This window comes from Leptotrichia sp. OH3620_COT-345 (assembly GCF_003932895.1).
Classification (GTDB): Bacteria; Fusobacteriota; Fusobacteriia; order Fusobacteriales; family Leptotrichiaceae; genus Pseudoleptotrichia.
Genome location: NZ_RQYW01000004.1, coordinates 49,171 through 67,225, shown reverse-complemented (window position 1 = coordinate 67,225; position 18,055 = coordinate 49,171). Strand labels below are relative to the sequence as shown.

General features: G+C 29.7%; 16 protein-coding genes and 1 other RNA gene. 16 read left to right on the top strand and 1 reads right to left on the bottom strand.

The window, feature by feature from the left end; translation table 11 throughout:
• The first annotated feature begins 200 nt into the window (after positions 1-200).
• The 16 genes from ffs to EII29_RS03555 all read left to right on the top strand — a co-directional run bounded on the left by ffs (position 201) and on the right by EII29_RS03555 (position 16,855).
• Positions 201-465, top strand: an RNA gene (gene ffs / locus EII29_RS03630) — signal recognition particle sRNA large type.
• Positions 466-556: 91 nt separating this feature from the next.
• Positions 557-1,786: a GNAT family N-acetyltransferase gene (locus EII29_RS03625; RefSeq protein WP_125236184.1), complete on the top strand. Its 1,230-nt coding sequence runs from the start codon at positions 557-559 to the stop codon at positions 1,784-1,786.
• A gap of 168 nt (positions 1,787-1,954) precedes the next feature.
• Positions 1,955-2,428, top strand: a complete 474-nt coding sequence (locus EII29_RS03620; RefSeq protein WP_158612459.1) for a TM2 domain-containing protein — start codon at positions 1,955-1,957, stop codon at positions 2,426-2,428.
• Positions 2,429-2,489: 61 nt separating this feature from the next.
• Positions 2,490-2,732 (top strand): DUF2752 domain-containing protein, encoded by a 243-nt coding sequence (locus tag EII29_RS03615; RefSeq protein WP_199726016.1) that lies wholly within the window; start codon positions 2,490-2,492, stop codon positions 2,730-2,732.
• A 265-nt stretch (positions 2,733-2,997) separates the two neighbouring features.
• Positions 2,998-5,199, top strand: coding sequence for an ATP-dependent helicase (locus EII29_RS03610; protein ID WP_125236181.1), 2,202 nt, complete (start codon positions 2,998-3,000; stop codon positions 5,197-5,199).
• Positions 5,200-5,235: 36 nt separating this feature from the next.
• Positions 5,236-6,090, top strand: coding sequence for a UDP-3-O-acyl-N-acetylglucosamine deacetylase (gene lpxC / locus EII29_RS03605; RefSeq protein ID WP_125236180.1), 855 nt, complete (start codon positions 5,236-5,238; stop codon positions 6,088-6,090).
• A gap of 341 nt (positions 6,091-6,431) precedes the next feature.
• Positions 6,432-6,857: a 3-hydroxyacyl-ACP dehydratase FabZ gene (gene fabZ, locus EII29_RS03600; protein WP_125236179.1), complete on the top strand. Its 426-nt coding sequence runs from the start codon at positions 6,432-6,434 to the stop codon at positions 6,855-6,857.
• A 32-nt stretch (positions 6,858-6,889) separates the two neighbouring features.
• On the top strand, positions 6,890-7,669 hold the full coding sequence (lpxA, locus tag EII29_RS03595) for an acyl-ACP--UDP-N-acetylglucosamine O-acyltransferase (RefSeq protein WP_125236178.1): 780 nt from the start codon (positions 6,890-6,892) through the stop codon (positions 7,667-7,669).
• Positions 7,669-8,475 carry an LpxI family protein gene (locus EII29_RS03590; protein ID WP_125236177.1) on the top strand — a complete coding sequence of 269 codons (807 nt, stop codon included), beginning with the start codon at positions 7,669-7,671 and terminating at the stop codon, positions 8,473-8,475. The genes lpxA and EII29_RS03590 overlap by 1 nt, the downstream gene beginning before the upstream one ends.
• Complete coding sequence (lpxB, locus tag EII29_RS03585; protein WP_125236176.1) at positions 8,468-9,610, top strand: lipid-A-disaccharide synthase; 1,143 nt, start codon at positions 8,468-8,470, stop codon at positions 9,608-9,610. Before EII29_RS03590 ends, lpxB begins: the two co-directional genes overlap by 8 nt.
• A gap of 24 nt (positions 9,611-9,634) precedes the next feature.
• Positions 9,635-11,062 carry an MATE family efflux transporter gene (locus EII29_RS03580; protein ID WP_125236175.1) on the top strand — a complete coding sequence of 476 codons (1,428 nt, stop codon included), beginning with the start codon at positions 9,635-9,637 and terminating at the stop codon, positions 11,060-11,062.
• A 75-nt stretch (positions 11,063-11,137) separates the two neighbouring features.
• Positions 11,138-11,758: a glycerol-3-phosphate 1-O-acyltransferase PlsY gene (gene plsY / locus EII29_RS03575; protein ID WP_125236174.1), complete on the top strand. Its 621-nt coding sequence runs from the start codon at positions 11,138-11,140 to the stop codon at positions 11,756-11,758.
• Between the two features lie 33 nt (positions 11,759-11,791).
• Positions 11,792-12,811, top strand: coding sequence for an NAD(P)H-dependent glycerol-3-phosphate dehydrogenase (locus tag EII29_RS03570; RefSeq protein WP_125236173.1), 1,020 nt, complete (start codon positions 11,792-11,794; stop codon positions 12,809-12,811).
• Between the two features lie 46 nt (positions 12,812-12,857).
• Positions 12,858-13,679, top strand: coding sequence for an RNA polymerase sigma factor RpoD/SigA (locus tag EII29_RS03565; protein ID WP_125236172.1), 822 nt, complete (start codon positions 12,858-12,860; stop codon positions 13,677-13,679).
• Between the two features lie 33 nt (positions 13,680-13,712).
• Complete coding sequence (gene dnaN, locus EII29_RS03560; protein ID WP_125236171.1) at positions 13,713-14,840, top strand: DNA polymerase III subunit beta; 1,128 nt, start codon at positions 13,713-13,715, stop codon at positions 14,838-14,840.
• Positions 14,841-14,917: 77 nt separating this feature from the next.
• Complete coding sequence (locus EII29_RS03555; RefSeq protein WP_125236170.1) at positions 14,918-16,855, top strand: fructose-1,6-bisphosphatase; 1,938 nt, start codon at positions 14,918-14,920, stop codon at positions 16,853-16,855.
• Positions 16,856-17,283: 428 nt separating this feature from the next.
• On the opposite strand, the gene EII29_RS03550 is transcribed toward EII29_RS03555, so the two are convergent.
• Positions 17,284-18,003 carry a YebC/PmpR family DNA-binding transcriptional regulator gene (locus tag EII29_RS03550; protein WP_125236169.1) on the bottom strand — a complete coding sequence of 240 codons (720 nt, stop codon included), beginning with the start codon at positions 18,001-18,003 and terminating at the stop codon, positions 17,284-17,286.
• Between the last annotated feature and the right edge of the window lie 52 nt (positions 18,004-18,055).

The window sequence follows — 18,055 nt, the reverse complement described above, 5'->3', positions numbered from 1 at the left end:
TACTCTTTCTTTATAGAATACTTGTGTTATGTCAGATTATTCTGATAAATGCAAATATGATTTTATTATCGAATAGAAAAAATAAATTGATACAAAAAGATGGAAATATTTTAATGATTGTTAAAGGATTTTCATTTTTGTCCTGTTAAGTTTAAAAAGGTAATTGACAATAAAATAAAAAAGTGATAGTATAATTATTGTCATACTAGCCGGGGAGTTAGCGGTGCCCTATATCTACAACCCGCTTTAGTAGAGGTGATGTCGAGCCTGAGGATAGTTTCAGTGCCAAAGCCTCAGACTAAAAATGTTGAGAAGACAGTCCTGTATTGTAGAGAGTCGGTGAACCGTGTCAGGTTGGGAACGAAGCAGCACTAAATCGATTTCTTTAGGTTTACAGGGTCGCTGTTTTTGAGTTTTTAATCTGAGAAACCGGCGGTGAGATTTTTTCAAAGGTTCGGCGTATGACAAATAATAAAATATAAATTAAAGGTAATAGCAAGAAAAGAATACTTCATTGCTATTTTTTTATCATATAATTAATTCAGGGAGAACGACTATGAATATTATTTTATGGGATAATAACAAACAAAAAAATAAAATTGCGGAAATAAAAAGTATGGATTCTGAATTTAGATTTGATAATGATAAGGAAAAGCTGTTTATTTTATATTCCGAAGAAAAAATTTACGGATATGCAGTTATTGAATTAAAGGAAAATACTGAATTGAAAAGAATATTCATAATAAATAGGTTGAGAAATAACGGGTACGGAACAATATTACTGAAATATATTATAAACTGGCTTATAAATAACAATTTTGATTCTCTCATAGTAAAAAACCATAAAAAAATGAATAATTTTCTTGAAAAACAGAGGTTTATAAAAACTGAAAATAATTACATTTTAGAAAATTTAACGGAAAATAAGAAACAGGAAAAGAATTTATTTTTTGTATCTAAATTTGCTATTTTAATAAATATAGTACTTGCATTACTGAAAATTATTTCAGGGATAATGTTTAAAAGCACTTCTTTACTTGCAGATGGTATAAATTCTCTTTCAGATCTGATTACAAACATACTTGTAATAATAGGATTAAAATTCGGTTCAAATCCTGAAGATAAGGATCATCCTTTCGGGCATGGTAAAATAGAATCGGTTTTCAGTGTTATAATCGGAACCTTTATTATTCTTACAGCTTTTGATTTAATAAAGGGAAATATTGGAAACACATTTTCAAATGAAAATCATATTCTTATAGGACCGATTCCTATTTTAGTAACTATAACGGCAATAATAATAAAAATTTTCCAATTGATATTTATGAAATATAAAACAAAAACCTACAGAGGACAGCTTATAAATTCTCTTTTGAAAGACTATAAGGCTGATATAGCGGTATCATCGGCAGTACTTGCAGGAATTTTTCTTGCGGTTATAAATCCTGTCTTTGATACGGTAATAGGGATAATTATATCAATTTATATTATCGGAGAAGGGTATAAACTTATAAAGGAGAATGCTTTAATACTTCTTGATTCTCAGGATGAAGAATTACTTGAAAATATAAAAAAAGATGTATTTAAATTTGAAGAAATAGAAAATGCCCACGATTTTAGAATGACTACTTCAGGGAAAAATGTTTATATTTTTGTTGATATAAGAGTAAATAAGTCGATGTCGGTTCATGAAGCCCATGAAATATCAAACAAAATTTCCAAATTTATAAAACATAAATATAAAAATATAAAAAGAGTTTTAATTCATATAGAGCCTCTTTATTAATTGATATTCGGAAAATAAAGAAAAAATGATTTTTTAATGAATTTTTGCTGTTAATTATTATATTATTATTAAAATTATCATTTATAAAAATTTTATATGTTAGATAAATGTTGACATATACATAGATATTTTTATATAATTAATAAAAAAATAATGAGGAGGAAAGCAATGGTAAATGAAGATAACAATTATGATTCACAGATGAGAGAAGATGCTTATATGAAGAAAGAAGGAACGACAAACGAAAGTGTTTATGATGATTTTCAAATGCAGGGAAATTTTCATACCGGAAGAAATGTAACAGTAAGTGAAGAATTTGTGAATAATTTTTTGATGGCTCATTCAAATAATTTGCCGTCAGATAAAATTTATATGCTAAAAGAAAGAATAAGAAAATTACCGAAAGAAAATGCTGATCGTTTACAGTTTATTTCATTGAAAAATGCTTCTACAATGATTTTGATTTCAATATTTTTAGGGCAATGGGGTATTGACAGGTTCATGTTGGGAGAAACAGGATTAGGAATTCTTAAATTTCTGACATGTGGTGCCTGCGGTGTGTGGACAGTAATAGACTGGTTTATGATTTCAAAGAAAACAAAAGAATACAATTTTAAATTAATAATGAATGCTTTAATGTAACATATAATATATGAAAAAATATCTATTATTACTGTACAATTATCATAAAGGAAATATATTTTTGTATATAAGTCTCCCGATTGTAATTTATATTTTTTATTATTTTAAGTTGCCGACACCACTGAGTTTAATTTTAAAACCTTTCGGAATTAATTATTGGAGTATAGGATTAACAAGGGCAAGTATTCAACTTATAAGTTTAAATTTAAAGAAAGCTTATGAATACAATCCTTTAATTTATTCTGTGTTTATTATAGGAATATCGCATTTGCTTGTATTTCCTTTATTTAATCCGAAAAATTAAGTTTATTTAAGAGTTATAAGGACTTAATGGATATACTATTAGGAAATATATAATTTTTCAGAAAATCTCTCTAATTTTTAGGGAGATTTTTTATAAATTCGATATTTAGTCTCTGCCCTTTTTTTTATTTGTCGATTGTGATATAATGACAATGATATAAGTATAAAAGCATAATACAAGTATAAATATATTTTAAATTTTATTATTGAAAATTAGGAACATATAAATAATATTAATTTAGCAGATGAAAAAGAAAGGTAGAAAAATGAGTATTTTAGATGAATTGAACAGTGAACAGAGAAAAGCGGCGGAAAAAATAGACGGTCCTATTTTAATACTTGCCGGTGCAGGAAGCGGGAAAACACGTACAGTTACATACAGAATAGCTCATATGATAAGAGAAAAAGATGTTTCGCCACTAAATATACTGGCGTTGACATTTACGAATAAAGCGGCAAAAGAAATGAAGGAAAGAGCTGAAGCATTAATAGGTGCCGATTCGTATAACCTTGTAGTATCGACATTTCATTCATTTTCAGTAAGACTGCTGAAAACTTATTCTGAAAGAATAGGTTATGGAAGAAATTTCAATATATATGATATAGATGATCAGAAAACGATAATTACTAAAATAAAAAGAGAAATGGATATAAAAGATGACGACTTTGCATCAGGTAGAATTGCCAACAGAATAAGTAAACTGAAAGAACAGGGGATAGGAACAGCGGAACTGGAAGATGAAATAGACATAAAATTACCTGCCAATAAAATATTTTATGACATATATGTAAAGTATAACCAAATTTTAAAGGCAAATAATGCAATGGATTTTTCGGATTTACTTTTGAATGCCAGAAAACTGTTGGAAGATCCTTACGTTCTTGAAAAAGTCCAGGACAGATACAGGTACATAGTTGTAGATGAATATCAGGATACTAATGATATTCAGTATCAAATAATAAATATGATTGCTTCAAAATATAAGAATATTTGTGTAGTAGGAGATGAAGATCAGAGTATATATGCTTTCAGAGGAGCAAATATAAATAATATATTGAATTTTGAAAGAGATTATTCCGATGCTTTTGTAGTAAAACTTGAAAGAAATTACAGATCTACAAAAAGAATACTTGATGTGGCCAATGAAATTATAAAAAATAATAAAAGTTCCAAAGGGAAAAAACTTTGGACTGACGGTGAACAGGGAGAAAAAATCAAAATATTCAATGCGGAAAATGTCTACAATGAAGCTGACTATATAGTCGAAAACATAAAGTCAAAATCTTCAGGAGGGTGTTTTTATAAAGATATGACAATTTTATACAGAACCAATGCCCAGTCAAGAGTTCTTGAAGAAAAACTTCTCGGAGCAAATATTCCATATAAAATTTATGGCGGAATGCAATTTTTCCAGAGAAAAGAAATTAAAGATATTTTAGCATATTTAAGTCTTTTGAACAATAAGAATGATAACCATAATTTCTTAAGAATTATAAATATTCCTAAACGTTCCATAGGGGATAAAACTTTGGAAAAGATAGGGTCTCTTGCAGAAGAAAAGGGACTTTCAATGTTGGATGCCCTTAAGTTTACAGATGAAATAGCGGGAATAAGAGCAGGCGTGAAAGAAACTCTTACAAATTTCTATAATATGATGCAGGGAATTTATGAAAGTCTGGATGAATTATCTGTAAAAGAAGTATTTGATGAAGTTTTGTCAAAAACTAAGTACATTGACTCGATAGAAGATAACAAAGAAGACAGGGTAAAAAATATCGAAGAGCTTTTAAATAGTATAACTGAAGCTCAAAAGCGGAATGAAGGACTTTCGTTAAATGAATATCTGGATATGGTATCTCTCAGTACATCTACTGATGAAATGGAAAATGAGGAAAATTTTGTAAAACTTATGACTGTACACAGTTCAAAAGGTCTTGAATTTGATTATGTATTTATTGCAGGAATGGAAGACGGACTTTTTCCGTCATGTAATTTTGAAACACCTGAAGAGGATATTGAAGAAGAAAGAAGGCTTTGTTATGTGGCGGTAACGAGAGCGAAAAAAGAACTTTTCATTTCTCATGTATCCGAAAGAATGGTATGGGGACAGATGAACTTTATGATAAAACCGTCGAGGTTTATTTATGAAATGAAACAGGATAATTTGGAATACCTTTCTGAAAAATTTGCAAAATTTACTAAGAAAATGGAAAAAATGACAGTTGTAGACGGTAAGAAGAAAACAAAAATAGAAAATTTCAATCCTTTTTCAATAAAATCCGTAAGAACTCCTGAGTTGAAACACAGACATGACTTGAAATACAAAGTGGGGGACAAAGTAATACATATTAAATTCGGAAAAGGGAAAATAAAAAGTATTGACTCCAAAAGCCTAATTATTGATTTTCCTGTGGGAGAAAAGAAAATAGCATTAATACTTGCAGAAAAAATTTTAAAAAGTGAATAGAAAAATTTTTAAATTTAAAATACCGGAGGTAATTCAGTGAAAAGGAAAACGATAAAAAATGAAGTTGAAATAAATGGTATCGGACTTCATAAAGGAGAAAAAATAAAACTAATTTTAAAACCCGGGATAGAAAATCAAGGTATTATTTTTAAAAGAGCGGATATTACAGATAAAGACAACATTATAAAAGTAAGTTATAAAAATTTATTTGACTTAGAACGAGGAACAAACATAAAAAATCATGATGATATCAAAGTACATACAATAGAACATTTTCTGTCTTCTCTTTCAGTTTCGGGGATAACTGATATAACAGCGGAAATAAGCGGAAATGAATTACCTATATTAGATGGAAGTTCCATACAGTTTATGGAAAAGCTGCAGGAAGCGGGAATAAAGGAATTTGAAAGTGAAATTGAGCCCATTGTGATAAAAAAGCCGGTTATTTTTAAAGATGAAAAAAATGGAAAATATGTTTTAGCATTGCCCTATGACGGATTTAAAATATCTTATACAATAGATTTCAATCACAGCTTTTTAAAATCCCAGTATTTTGAAATAGATGTAAATATTGATGATTATATTGAAAAAATATCGAAATCGAGAACTTTTGCCTTTGACTATGAAATAGATTTTTTGAAAAAAAACAATTTGGCTTTAGGGGGAAGTCTTGAAAATGCTGTAGTTGTCGGAAAAAATGGTCCTTTAAATCCTGAAGGACTCAGATATTCTGATGAATTTGTGAGACATAAAATTTTAGATATTATCGGAGATCTTTATGTATTGGGTATACCTGTAAAAGGTCACATAATTGCAGTTAAGGCAGGACACTATATAAATGCCAAGTTGACGGAACTTATAGCCGAAGAATATAAAATTTTTTCAAAGTAAATCTGAATAAAAATAAAAATTGATATCGGGATTTTAAAAAATAAATAAAATTAATTTGTAATTTATTGAAAAATTAAATATAATATGGAGAGAAATTTGATACTTTGAAAATATTTATGATAAAAAAATTTTACAAAATACAAAAAAAGCTAACTGTAAAAAATGGTTTTATCACTTTATATATAAAAGTAACAAAAATAGAAAAAAATAGAAAAACTATAAAATATTTTAACAAAAACATTAGGAAATACAAAGTTTTAAGAAATTATATAACATAAAAATAAATAAAATATTAAATATAAAAGAAAGGAGAATATGGTAATTTTACCATATTACAAAAAATGGAACCAGTAATGAATATAGAAGATATTATGAAAATACTACCTCACAGATATCCGTTCCTGTTAGTAGACAGAGTGATTGAAAAGAATGGAACTGAAACATTGGTAGCAATAAAAAATGTAACAATGAATGAGGAATTTTTTAACGGACATTTTCCGGGAAAACCTGTAATGCCCGGAGTTTTACAAGTGGAAGCAATGGCGCAAGCAGTAGGACTGCTTATGCTTGAACCGGGGAAAATACCGTTATTTATGTCAATAGATAAATGTAAATTTAGAAAGGCGGTTGTGCCGGGAGATCAATTAAGAATTGAAGTGGAAAAAATAAAAGTAAAAAGAAATGTAATAGTTGCCAAAGGGAAATGTACTGTTGACGGAGCAGTTGTAAGTGAAGCAGATTTAATGTTTGCAATACAGGAACTGTAATTGAATAATAAAATTATAGGAGAGGTATGATTATGAGTACGAACAATATACATCCTACGGCAATAATAGCTGAGGAAGCTAAGCTCGGAGAGAATGTAACGGTCGGTCCCTATTCGGTTATAGGTCCCGAAGTGGTAATAGGAAACGGTACAACAGTGGAATCCCATGTTGTAATAGACGGGGAAACAATAATAGGAGAGAATAATTACATATTTTCTTTCGCATCAATAGGAAAAGTTCCTCAGGATTTAAAATTTAAAGGGGAAAAAACAAAAGTAGTCATAGGAAATAATAATAAAATAAGAGAATTTGTAACTATTCACAGGGGGACCGATGATAAATATGAAACGCGAATCGGAAATAACTGTCTTATAATGGCATATGTACATATTGCTCATGATTGTATCATAGGAGATAACTGTGTTCTTGCTAACGCAGCAACATTTGCAGGTCATGTTGAAGTGGAGGATTATGCGGTTGTTGGAGGATTGACAGCTGTTCATCAGTTTACAAGAGTAGGAAGGCATGCCATGATAGGAGGTTGTTCGGCAGTAACTCAGGATGTAGTCCCTTACATGCTGTCAGAAGGGAATAAAGCGAGAGCCGTATATATAAATATTGTAGGACTTCAAAGAAGAGGGTTTTCAGAAGAGCAGATAAAAACTTTGAGAGAGATATATAAAATTATATTTAAGAAAAAGTTGAAATTGGAAGAAGCTCTACAAATACTTGAGAGAGATTATAAAGATTTTGATGAGGCAATGAAAGTAGTCGAATTTATAAGAAAAAGTAAAAGAGGAATTACAAGATAATGAATAAGGTAGGCTTAATAGCCGGAAATGGGAAACTGCCTGAATTATTTTTAAGGCAATGCCAAAAAAAAGGAATGGAAGTATTTTCCGTCTATTTATTCGATAGTGTGGAAGAAAGTATAAAATTATATGAAAATTCAATAAAATATAGTGTAGCACAACCGGGGAAGATAATTTCTTATTTTAAGAAAAACGGACTTTCCCATATTGTTATGCTTGGAAAAGTTGAAAAAAATCTCATTTTTTCAAATTTGAAATTTGATTTTACAGCGACAAAAATTTTGCTTTCAGCTAAAAATAAAAAAGACAAGAATATACTAAAAGCTGTTATAAATTATATAGAATCTGAAAATATAACGGTCTTACCTCAAAATTATCTTTTAGATGATTACATAGTGAAAGAGATTAACTATACAAAAATATTTCCTACGGCAAATGATCAAAAAACTGTAAAAATAGGAATAGAAGCCGCAAAAGTGCTCACGGACATAGATGCAGGGCAGACAGTCGTAGCAAAAGATGAGTCGGTAGTTGCTCTTGAGGGGATAGAAGGAACTGATAAAACAATATTACGTGCAGGAGAATTTGCAGGTAAAAACTGTATAGTTGTTAAAATGGCGAGAAAAAATCAGGATTATAGGATAGATATTCCAACAATAGGACTGGAAACAATAAAAAAAGTAGTGGAAATAAAAGCAAAAGGAATAATTATCGAAGCGAATAAAATGCTTTTTATAGATCAGAAGCAGGTTATTGACTATGCAAATAAAAATAAAATTTTTATAAAGGGAATAAAGTATGAATGATATAAAAAGAGTGTTCGTATCGTGTGGTGAAATGTCGGGAGATCTTCATTTATCTTATATTATAGAAGAAATAAGAAAAAAAGCTTCTAATATTGAATTTTATGGAGTGGTAGGTGATAAATCCATAAATGCGGGAGCAAATAAAGTAACTCATATAAAAGATAATGATATAATGGGGTTTGTGGAAGCGTTGAAAAAGTATAAGTATTTTAAGCAGAAAGCATCGGAATATATTCATTATATAAAAAGTAACAATATTGATACAGTAATATTTGTAGATTTTGGAGGATTTAATTTAAGATTTTTTAAATTACTTAAAAAAAATCTGCCTTTTATAAAAACGGTATATTATATTCCTCCGAAAATATGGGCATGGGGTAAAAAAAGAATAAGAATTGTGAAAGAATTTGATGAAGTAATTGTCATTTTTCCTTTTGAAAAGAAATATTTTGACGGAATAGAAAAGGAATCAGGGTTAAATGTGAAATATTTCGGAAATCCATTGACAGATAAGTATGAATTTTCCGATAAATTAGGAACGGACATACTTTTGTTGCCGGGAAGTCGTAAGCAGGAAATAGAAAAGTTTATACCTGTTATAGCGGAATTGATTAAAAGTGGAAAAATGAAAAATGAAAAATTTATAATGAAGCTTGCAGATAAATCACATTTGAATTATATAGAAAACATAGAAAAAAAACTTAATATAAATTTGAATGAAATGAATAATTTGAAAATAAGTTTTGATTCAATACAGGAATTAAGAAATAAATTTAAATATGCAATTGCTACATCGGGAACGGTAACTTTTGAACTGTCTCTTATGGGATTACCTGTAATAACTGTTTATAAGACATCTCCGATAAATGCTTTTATTGCAAGAAAAATAGTAAATATAAAATATATCTCATTAACGAATCTGAATGCCGGAAAGGAAATATATCCTGAACTTCTTCAGGAAAATTTCAGTTCGGAAAAATTACATAGACAATGTGAAAAAATGGAAAAAGAAAAAGAAAACATAGTGGAAGAGCTAAAAAAAGAAAGGGAAAAACTTGGTGGAAAAGGAGTTTTGGACAAAATAACCGATTATTTAATAAAAAAAATTAATAATCAAAACATTATAAAAAATTAAAAACAAAAAAGGATAAAAATATTTATGGAAAAGAAACGGGAAGAATTATTAAATAGTTCTATTTTTAAGCTATTTATAAAATATTTTGTACCGACTTTTATAGGTTCAATTGTAATTGTGCTTTATAATATAGTAGACAGGTTTTTTGTAGGAAAAATAAATGAGCAGGCTTTGGCAGGAGCGGGAGTGTCTTTTTATATTGTTATGATATTTATAGCTTTTGCTATGCTTGTAGGGGTAGGAAGCGGAACAATAGTTTCAATAAGGTTAGGACAGAGAAAAGAAGAAGATGCTGAAAAAATACTGGGGAATGCTTTAACAACTTTTGCAATACTCGGACTTATCTTGTTTATACTTTTGAAAATAAACCTTGACGAAATACTCATATATTCAGGAGCAAACAGTGAGACGCTTCCCTATGCAAGAACATATCTGGAAATAATACTTTATGCAATATTTCCGTTATTTTTTTCTTATGGATTTACGAATATGCTTAGTGCGGCAGGAGCCCCGAGAGTAGCTATGTTTTCAATGATTTTAGGAGCTGTAATCAATATTATACTTGATTATGTAGCAATAATGATAATGAAAACGGGAATAGAAGGAACCGCTTATGCCACGCTAATAGGAAATATAATATCTGCATTATTTGTAATGTACTTTATAATAGCGGGGAAACTTCCCTTTAAAATAAATTTATTCGGATATGAATTGGAGGATATTATATCATTAAGATTAAAATTTAAAAATCTGAAGCTTTCTCCGAATATAGTAAAAGATATTTTTGTAATAGGAATGTCTCCGTTTTTATTGCAGCTTGCAAGTTCGGGGGTAGGACTTATAACAAATAAAATAGTTGAAACTAACGGAGGAACTTACGGAGTAGCAGTTATGACAATTATAAATTCTTATCTTCCGATAATGACTATGACTGTATATTCAGCTGCACAGGCGATTCAACCTATAATAGGATTCAACTATGGAGCAGAAAATTACAGAAGAGTAAGAAAATCACTTTTGACCGGAATTTTTTCAGGACTTCTTCTTTCTTTTGTATTTTGGGTAATAATAATGCTTTTTCCAAAAAAGCTCATACTTTTTTTCAATGAAAAAAGTACAAAAGAGGGATTGAAAGAGGGAGTAAAAGCACTTAGAATTTATTTTTCCCTTATAATTCCGGCTTCATTAGGAATTATACTGCCCAACTACTTTCAGGCAACAGGCAGACCGAGATATTCAGTAACTTTGAATCTTTTAAGACAGGTTGTAATATTTCTTCTTGTAGTTATAATCTTTTCACATGTATGGAAACTGGATGGAGTATGGTATGCCCAACCGTTCACAGATTTGTTATTTGCAATAGTTCTGATGATATTTTTATTTAGAGAATTAAGAAAGCTGATAATAAAAGAAAATGAAAGAAGTAAATCAGACATTTCAGAAGATAATTAAATGAAAGTACAGTAAAAAAACCGAATAAATTTTAAACTATTTGACTGGAATTTACGGAAAGGAAAGGTTATAAAGATGAATACATTTTTATTAGGGATAACGGCATATTTTTTGGGTAGTATTCCCAATGCTCTCTGGATAGGAAAGGTTTTTAAAGGAATAGATGTAAGAGAGCATGGGAGCAGGAATACAGGCTCTACAAATGCGGCAAGGGTATTAGGTGCAAAGTTGGGAATATTGACATTAATCCTTGATATATGTAAAGGAGCTTTGCCTACAGGAGTTGCATTGTTAGCTCATGCTGATACACTTGAAAATCTTACGGGTATTTCAAATACAGATGCGATTGCTGTAGGAATAGCCGCAATTATAGGACACAGTTTTTCAATATTTATGAAATTTAAAGGAGGAAAAGCGGTTGCTACAACAGTGGGTGTTTTTACAGTTTTAGCTCCTGTAGCTTTATTATTAACAGCAGTCGTATTTTTTACAGTATTCGGAATTTCAAGATATGTATCTCTTTCATCAATAATAGGAGCATCATCTTTACCTATCTTTATATATGCTTTTTATAGAAATATTCCTATTACCGTCTTTGGATTGGGAATAGCTATCCTTATAGTAATGAAACATCGAAGCAATATAGAAAGAATAAGAAACGGAACTGAATCGAAATTTACGATAAATAAAAAATAAAAATAGCGGAACTTTGCGGAAAGTTGGTGAATTATGAAAAATATTCTTGTCATAGGTGGAGGAAGCTGGGGAACTTGCCTTTCAAGGTTGCTGTCTGAAAACGGGAATAAAGTGTATTTATGGGAATATAATGAAGAAATAAGAAATGTAATGAGAGAAACAGGAGAAAATAAATTGTTACTGCCCGGAATAAAGCTTCCTGAAAAGCTTATTATAGCTGATGATTACTGTGAAGTGTTAAAAAATACTGAAAAATACAGTAAGATAGATGTTCTTTTACTGGCAACTCCCACTCAATTTTTAAGAGATATATTAAAAAGATTGAAAAATTGTCTGGATTATAATATAATAATAGTAAATGTTGCAAAAGGTATGGAAGTTTCAACAAATAAAAGAATTTCCGAAGTAGTCGCAGAAGAATTGGATGGAAAAGAATACAATTATGTATTACTGGCAGGTCCTACTCATGCAGAAGAAGTGGCTCAAAAGCTGCCTTCGGCAATTTTATCGGTATCGGAAAATGAAAAGTCCGCATTGGAAATACAGAATATTTTCAGTACCTCATATTTAAGAGTCTATACAGGTACTGATCTTGTAGGAGCTGAACTCGGAGGGGCATTGAAAAACTGTTTGGCAATAGCAGCGGGAATAGCAGACGGTATGGGTTATGGAGATAATACAAAAGCTGCACTTCTTACAAGGGGGTTAAATGAAATACTTGAATTTGGAAAATACTACAATGCCGATCCGAAAACTTTTATGGGTCTTTCAGGACTTGGTGATATTATTGTGACGTGTACAAGCAAACACAGCAGAAACAGATTTGTAGGAGAAGAACTGGGTAAAGGAAAGAAAATATCGGATATAGTAGCAAATATGAAAATGGTTTCTGAAGGAGCCGAGACGATAAAGGCTCTTAATTCCATAATAAAGGAAAAAAATATAAAGGCTCCTATTTTTTCTGTACTTTATGAAGTTATTTACAATGAAAAGCCCGTTTCAGAGCTGGCGTCCACTTTTATGAGCAGAGATCTAAGATCTGAGTTTATTTAAGTTATTATCAGTACATAAATAAAAAGTGCACTATATGGAGAGATATATGGAAGAAAACAATTTAAATTTAATTTCTTTATACTTGAGTGACATTCAAAAATTTAATTTGTTGTCTAAAGAAGAAGAATATGAATTATTAAGAAGAATTAGAGAAGAAAATGATGAACAGGCAAGACAGCTTTTAATATTATCAAATTTAAGATTAGTCATAAGTACAGCTAAAAAATCTTTAGGTAATGGCTTACCTCTAATTGATTTGATAAGTGAGGGGAATATCGGGCTAATAAAAGCGATAAACAAGTTTGATTATGAAAAAGGTCACAGATTCAGTACATATGCAGTATGGTGGATAAAACAGTCCATAAAAAAGGCTATTATAAATACCGGAAGAGATATAAGAATTCCATCGTATAAATATGAACAGCTGGCAAAAGTAAACAGAGTTATTACCGAGTATACGGCAAAATTTGGAGAATCCCCTTCAACTGAATATATAGCAGATAAAGTGGATTTAAAAGAAAGTAAAGTTATTCTTCTTTTAAATGAATTTCAGGATGTTATGTCATTGAATGAAACAATAGGTGATAATATATATTTGGAGGATATTGTCGGTCATACTGATGATGTAGAAGAAAAAATAATAAAAGAAGATCAGTTATCAGAAATGAGAGAACTTCTTGAAAATATCCTTACAGATAGGGAAAAAGAAATATTGGAGTTGAGATACGGTCTTTATAACAATAAGATACATACATTGAAAGAAATCGGAGCTGAGCTCAATATTACCAGGGAAAGAGTCAGACAAATTGAAAAAAAAGCGATAACTAAATTAAAAAATCATTTTAAAGAATATAAAGAAATATTTTAAAGATACAGAACTAATAAAGTAAAGGAGAAAAAAATGCTTAATGTAAAAGTTGACAGAAAAGAGCTGCTGAAAGCGATACAAATAGTTGAAAATGCTGTGACAGAAAATAAAATAAGAGAAGTTCTTTCAGGAATATATATAGAAGCGAAAGAAAATAAAATCATTTTAAAGGGTACAGATTTGGAATTATCCATAAATACTGAAATATCAGGAGATATAGCTTCTGAAGGAAAAATTGTAATAAAACATAAATTAATCGAAGAATTTTTAAAGCAAATTTTAGATGAAAAAATTGAATTAATGGAAGAACAGGGGAAATTAATTATAAAAACGGACAGTACAAATACTGAATTTTCAATATATGATGCAGAAAATTTCCCCGTTCAGACAAAAATTGATTTGGGAGTAGAATACACATTTAACAAAAATAAATTATTAAATTATATAGAAAATGTAAAAATTTCAGCTTCGACTGATCCTGAAAATCTTGCCGTGAACTGTATAAGACTTGAGATTGAGGAAAATAAATTGAAGCTTGTTTCATCAGATACTTACAGGCTTACATATATTGAAGAAGAACTTGAAGAAAATGAAAGAAATAAAGAAGGTCTGAGTGTAAGCATTCCTTTAAAGACAATAGACGGTTTAATAAGAATAATGCGTCTTATAGATGAAGAAAGCATAATTTTTAAATCTGACGGAACGAAAGTATTTTTGAAATTTTCCAATGTAGAGATTCTTACAAGAGTTATTGAGCTTCAGTTCCCTGATTACAAGTCAATATTGAAAAGCGCTCAACATGATAAAAAAATACTGCTCAATACAAAGGATTTTTTATCAGTCCTAAAAAGAACTCTTATATTTGTAAGAGATAATAAAGATGCAAAAAACGGAGGTATTTTTAATTTTGAAAATAATAAGCTTATATTGACGGGAATAAATGAAAATGCAAAAATAAAGGAAGAACTTGCAACTATTCAGGAAGGAGAAGATTTAAAAATTTCGCTGAATGTCAAGTTTTTACTGGATTATATTTCTATCCTTGACGGAAAAGTAACGGAACTTAAGTTGATGAACTCGAAAAGTTCCGTACTTGTAAAAGATGAAGAAAGTGATAAATCCCTTTACTTTACAATGCCGTTGGCTTTAAGAGAAGGATAAAAATAGGTTATCTCACTAATGAATTTTTAATTCTATAGGGGGGTAACCTTTTTATATATAAATTTTATGGAGGAAAAATGTCGGAATTAAAATATCTAAAACTGCTTTCCAAAAGTTTTCGGAATATTGCAGAAACTTCCACAGAAATTATTAATTTAGAGGCTATATTGAATTTACCTAAAGGAACGGAACATTTTCTTTCGGATATTCATGGAGAATATGAGGCATTTAATCATGTTCTTAGAAATGCTTCAGGAAATATTAGAGAAGAAATTGAAGAAATTTTCGGGGGAACTTTAACCGAAAGTGAAAAAAAAGAGTTGGCTACACTAATTTATTACCCCAAGTCCAAATATAATCTCATTGAAGAAAAATACGGAGATATTGATGAATGGGCAAAAAAGGTTATATTCCAGCTAATAGAAGTATGCAAAAAACTTTCTACAAAATATTCCAGATCGAAAGTAAGAAAAACAATACCGAAAAATTTTGAATATATTATTCAGGAGTTGTTATACGAACGAAAAGATGAAGAAAATAAAAAAGATTATATTAATGCAATAATAGACACAATTATATCAATAAATTATGCAAAGGAATTTATTGAAGCTGTAAGTATATTAATACAGAGACTGGCAGTAGACAGATTACATATTGTTGGTGATATATATGACAGAGGTCCCGCTCCTCATCTTATTATGGATTGTCTTCTGGAATATCATAATGTAGATATTCAGTGGGGGAATCACGACCTGTTATGGATTGGAGCGGGAATGGGGAATGAAGCCTGTATTGCAAATGTTGTCAGAATATGTTCAAGATACAATAACAATGATATTCTTGAAGAAGCTTACGGAATAAATCTACTTCCTCTTGCTACTTTTTCGATGAAAAATTATGGAAATGACGAATGTGTAAGTTTTAAGACAAATGATAATTCAGGTGAAAGTCTTGTAACTCAGATTCATAAGGCAATTACCATTATTCAATTTAAAATAGAAGGAAAGTGTTCCGAAAGAAATCCCGACTTTGAAATGAAAGACAGAGAACTTTTGAAAATGATACAATACGAAAAAGGAACAGTTATTATTGAAGGGAAAGAATATCCATTAAACGATACTAATTTTCCGACTGTAAATCCTGCTGATCCTTTTGAGCTTACAGAAGAAGAAAGAGAAGTAATGAAAAAACTGAAAGATTCTTTTATGAACAGTGAAAAATTACAGAGACATTTAAATTTTCTTCTTAATAAAGGTTCAATGTACTTAAAATATAATTCCAATCTTTTATATCATGGATGTATACCTATGGATAAGGAGGGAAAACTGACCGAAGTAAAAATAAAAGGTAAATTATATAAAGGAAAATCATATCTTGATAAAATTGAAAGTATAATAAGAGAAGAATTTTTTAATAAGGAAAACAATCAAAGAGACAAGAGTAATAGAGATTTTATTTGGTATTTATGGTGTAATGGAAATTCTCCTTTATTTGGAAAAGATATCATGAAAACGTTTGAAAGATATTTTATTGATAATAAAAAAACTCATAAAGAAAATAAAAATCCATACTATACTTTTATTAATGATGAAAAAGTATGTAAAATGATTTTATCAGAATTTGGATTGGATCCTGAGAATTCACATATTATTAACGGTCACGTTCCTGTAAAAGTTAAAGAAGGAGAAGTACCTGTTAAAGCTAATGGAAAATTATTTATGATAGACGGAGGATTCTCGAAAGCTTACAGAAAAACAACAGGCATAGCCGGTTATACGATGATATACAATTCATACGGAATAAAAATAATATCTCTTGCTCCCTTTGAATCTAAGGAAAAAGCAATAAAGGAAGGTGCGGATATTTTATCTTCAACTATTGTATTCCGTGAAATGAAGGAAATTATAAAAGTTAAAGATACGGATATAGGATACGAAATACAAAATCAGATAAGTGAATTGAAAAAATTGCTTATTGCATACCGTGCCGGGATAATAAAACAGACAGGAGAATAATTTTAAAGTAAAAATTGTTTTATAATTGAATTTTTAAATAAAATACAACACCTAATATAAGTAATCAAGAAAAACTTTGTTAGGTGTTTTTAATTTTAAATATTTTATTAAATTATAATCAATTTGTTTTATTTAATCTTTAAAAAATATATTTTTGAAATTCTATAAAAATAAGTAAAGTATTTTAAAGTTTTTTAACTTCATACTTTATTTATTGGAGTTTGTTATTTTTATTGTTTATTTTGAAAATCATCTATCATTTCCGGTATTATATTTTCTATTTTTTAATTTTTTATTAATATTACTTGATAATGTAGGATTAATGCCGATAATGGACATGAAAAAATCGGATAACTTAAAAAAGTTAATACAACTCAGAATTCTTTAAGATTATCAAATTTTTTTTCATCCAGCTCTTGTTATTGGATTTAAAATTCTCCTGCATAATTATGATGAACTTTCTGTACATCATCGTCATTTTCAAGAACATCTATAAGCTTTTTCAGTTTTTCATGATCGATTTCAGAAAGAGTTTCCACTTCTATTGACGGAACATATTCAATATCCGCTTCTATCAGTTCATATCCTGCATTTCTCAAAGCTGAAGAAACCGAATCAAAACTGTCTGTGGAAGTTGTAATATAAAAACTGTCATCATAAGTCTGCATATCTTCCATGTCTGCTTCAAGGGCAATATCCATTATTTCATCTTCTACATTTTTATCAGTTTTTTCTATTATAATTACACCTTTTCTTTCAAACATATAGGAAACGCAGCCTGAAACACCGAGATTTCCTCCGTTTCTGTCAAAAGCGGTTTTTATTGATGAAACAGTACGGTTTTTGTTATCTGTAAGACCTTCTACAATTATAGCGACTCCTCCCGGTCCGTAACCTTCATAGTTTAACGATTCATATGCTGTAGAACCGTCAGTTCCTGAACCTTTTTTTACCGCTCTCATAATATTGTCATTAGGCATATTTATAGCTTTCGCTTTTTCAATGGCATGCTTTAAAGCTACATTATATTCGGGGTCAGCTCCGTTTCTCGCCGCAACTGTGATAAGTCTGACAAATTTAGTAAAGGATGCTGCTCTTTTTCTGTCCTGTGCTTCCTTACGCCCTGCTATTGTACCGTGTCTTCCCATAAAATCCTCCATTCAAAATATATGAAAGATTATAGCATATTTTTTGAAAAAG

Bases quoted from the DNA above. Each gene is read 5' to 3' on its own strand.
- EII29_RS03625 (WP_125236184.1), top strand. From the start codon at position 557: ATGAATATTATTTTATGGGATAATAACAAACAAAAAAATAAAATTGCG.
- EII29_RS03620 (WP_158612459.1), top strand. From the start codon at position 1,955: ATGGTAAATGAAGATAACAATTATGATTCACAGATGAGAGAAGATGCT.
- EII29_RS03610 (WP_125236181.1), top strand. From the start codon at position 2,998: ATGAGTATTTTAGATGAATTGAACAGTGAACAGAGAAAAGCGGCGGAA.
- fabZ (WP_125236179.1), top strand. From the start codon at position 6,432: ATGGAACCAGTAATGAATATAGAAGATATTATGAAAATACTACCTCAC.
- lpxA (WP_125236178.1), top strand. From the start codon at position 6,890: ATGAGTACGAACAATATACATCCTACGGCAATAATAGCTGAGGAAGCT.
- EII29_RS03590 (WP_125236177.1), top strand. From the start codon at position 7,669: ATGAATAAGGTAGGCTTAATAGCCGGAAATGGGAAACTGCCTGAATTA.
- lpxB (WP_125236176.1), top strand. From the start codon at position 8,468: ATGAATGATATAAAAAGAGTGTTCGTATCGTGTGGTGAAATGTCGGGA.
- EII29_RS03580 (WP_125236175.1), top strand. From the start codon at position 9,635: ATGGAAAAGAAACGGGAAGAATTATTAAATAGTTCTATTTTTAAGCTA.
- plsY (WP_125236174.1), top strand. From the start codon at position 11,138: ATGAATACATTTTTATTAGGGATAACGGCATATTTTTTGGGTAGTATT.
- EII29_RS03570 (WP_125236173.1), top strand. From the start codon at position 11,792: ATGAAAAATATTCTTGTCATAGGTGGAGGAAGCTGGGGAACTTGCCTT.
- EII29_RS03565 (WP_125236172.1), top strand. From the start codon at position 12,858: ATGGAAGAAAACAATTTAAATTTAATTTCTTTATACTTGAGTGACATT.
- dnaN (WP_125236171.1), top strand. From the start codon at position 13,713: ATGCTTAATGTAAAAGTTGACAGAAAAGAGCTGCTGAAAGCGATACAA.
- EII29_RS03555 (WP_125236170.1), top strand. From the start codon at position 14,918: ATGTCGGAATTAAAATATCTAAAACTGCTTTCCAAAAGTTTTCGGAAT.
- EII29_RS03550 (WP_125236169.1), bottom strand. From the start codon at position 18,003: ATGGGAAGACACGGTACAATAGCAGGGCGTAAGGAAGCACAGGACAGA.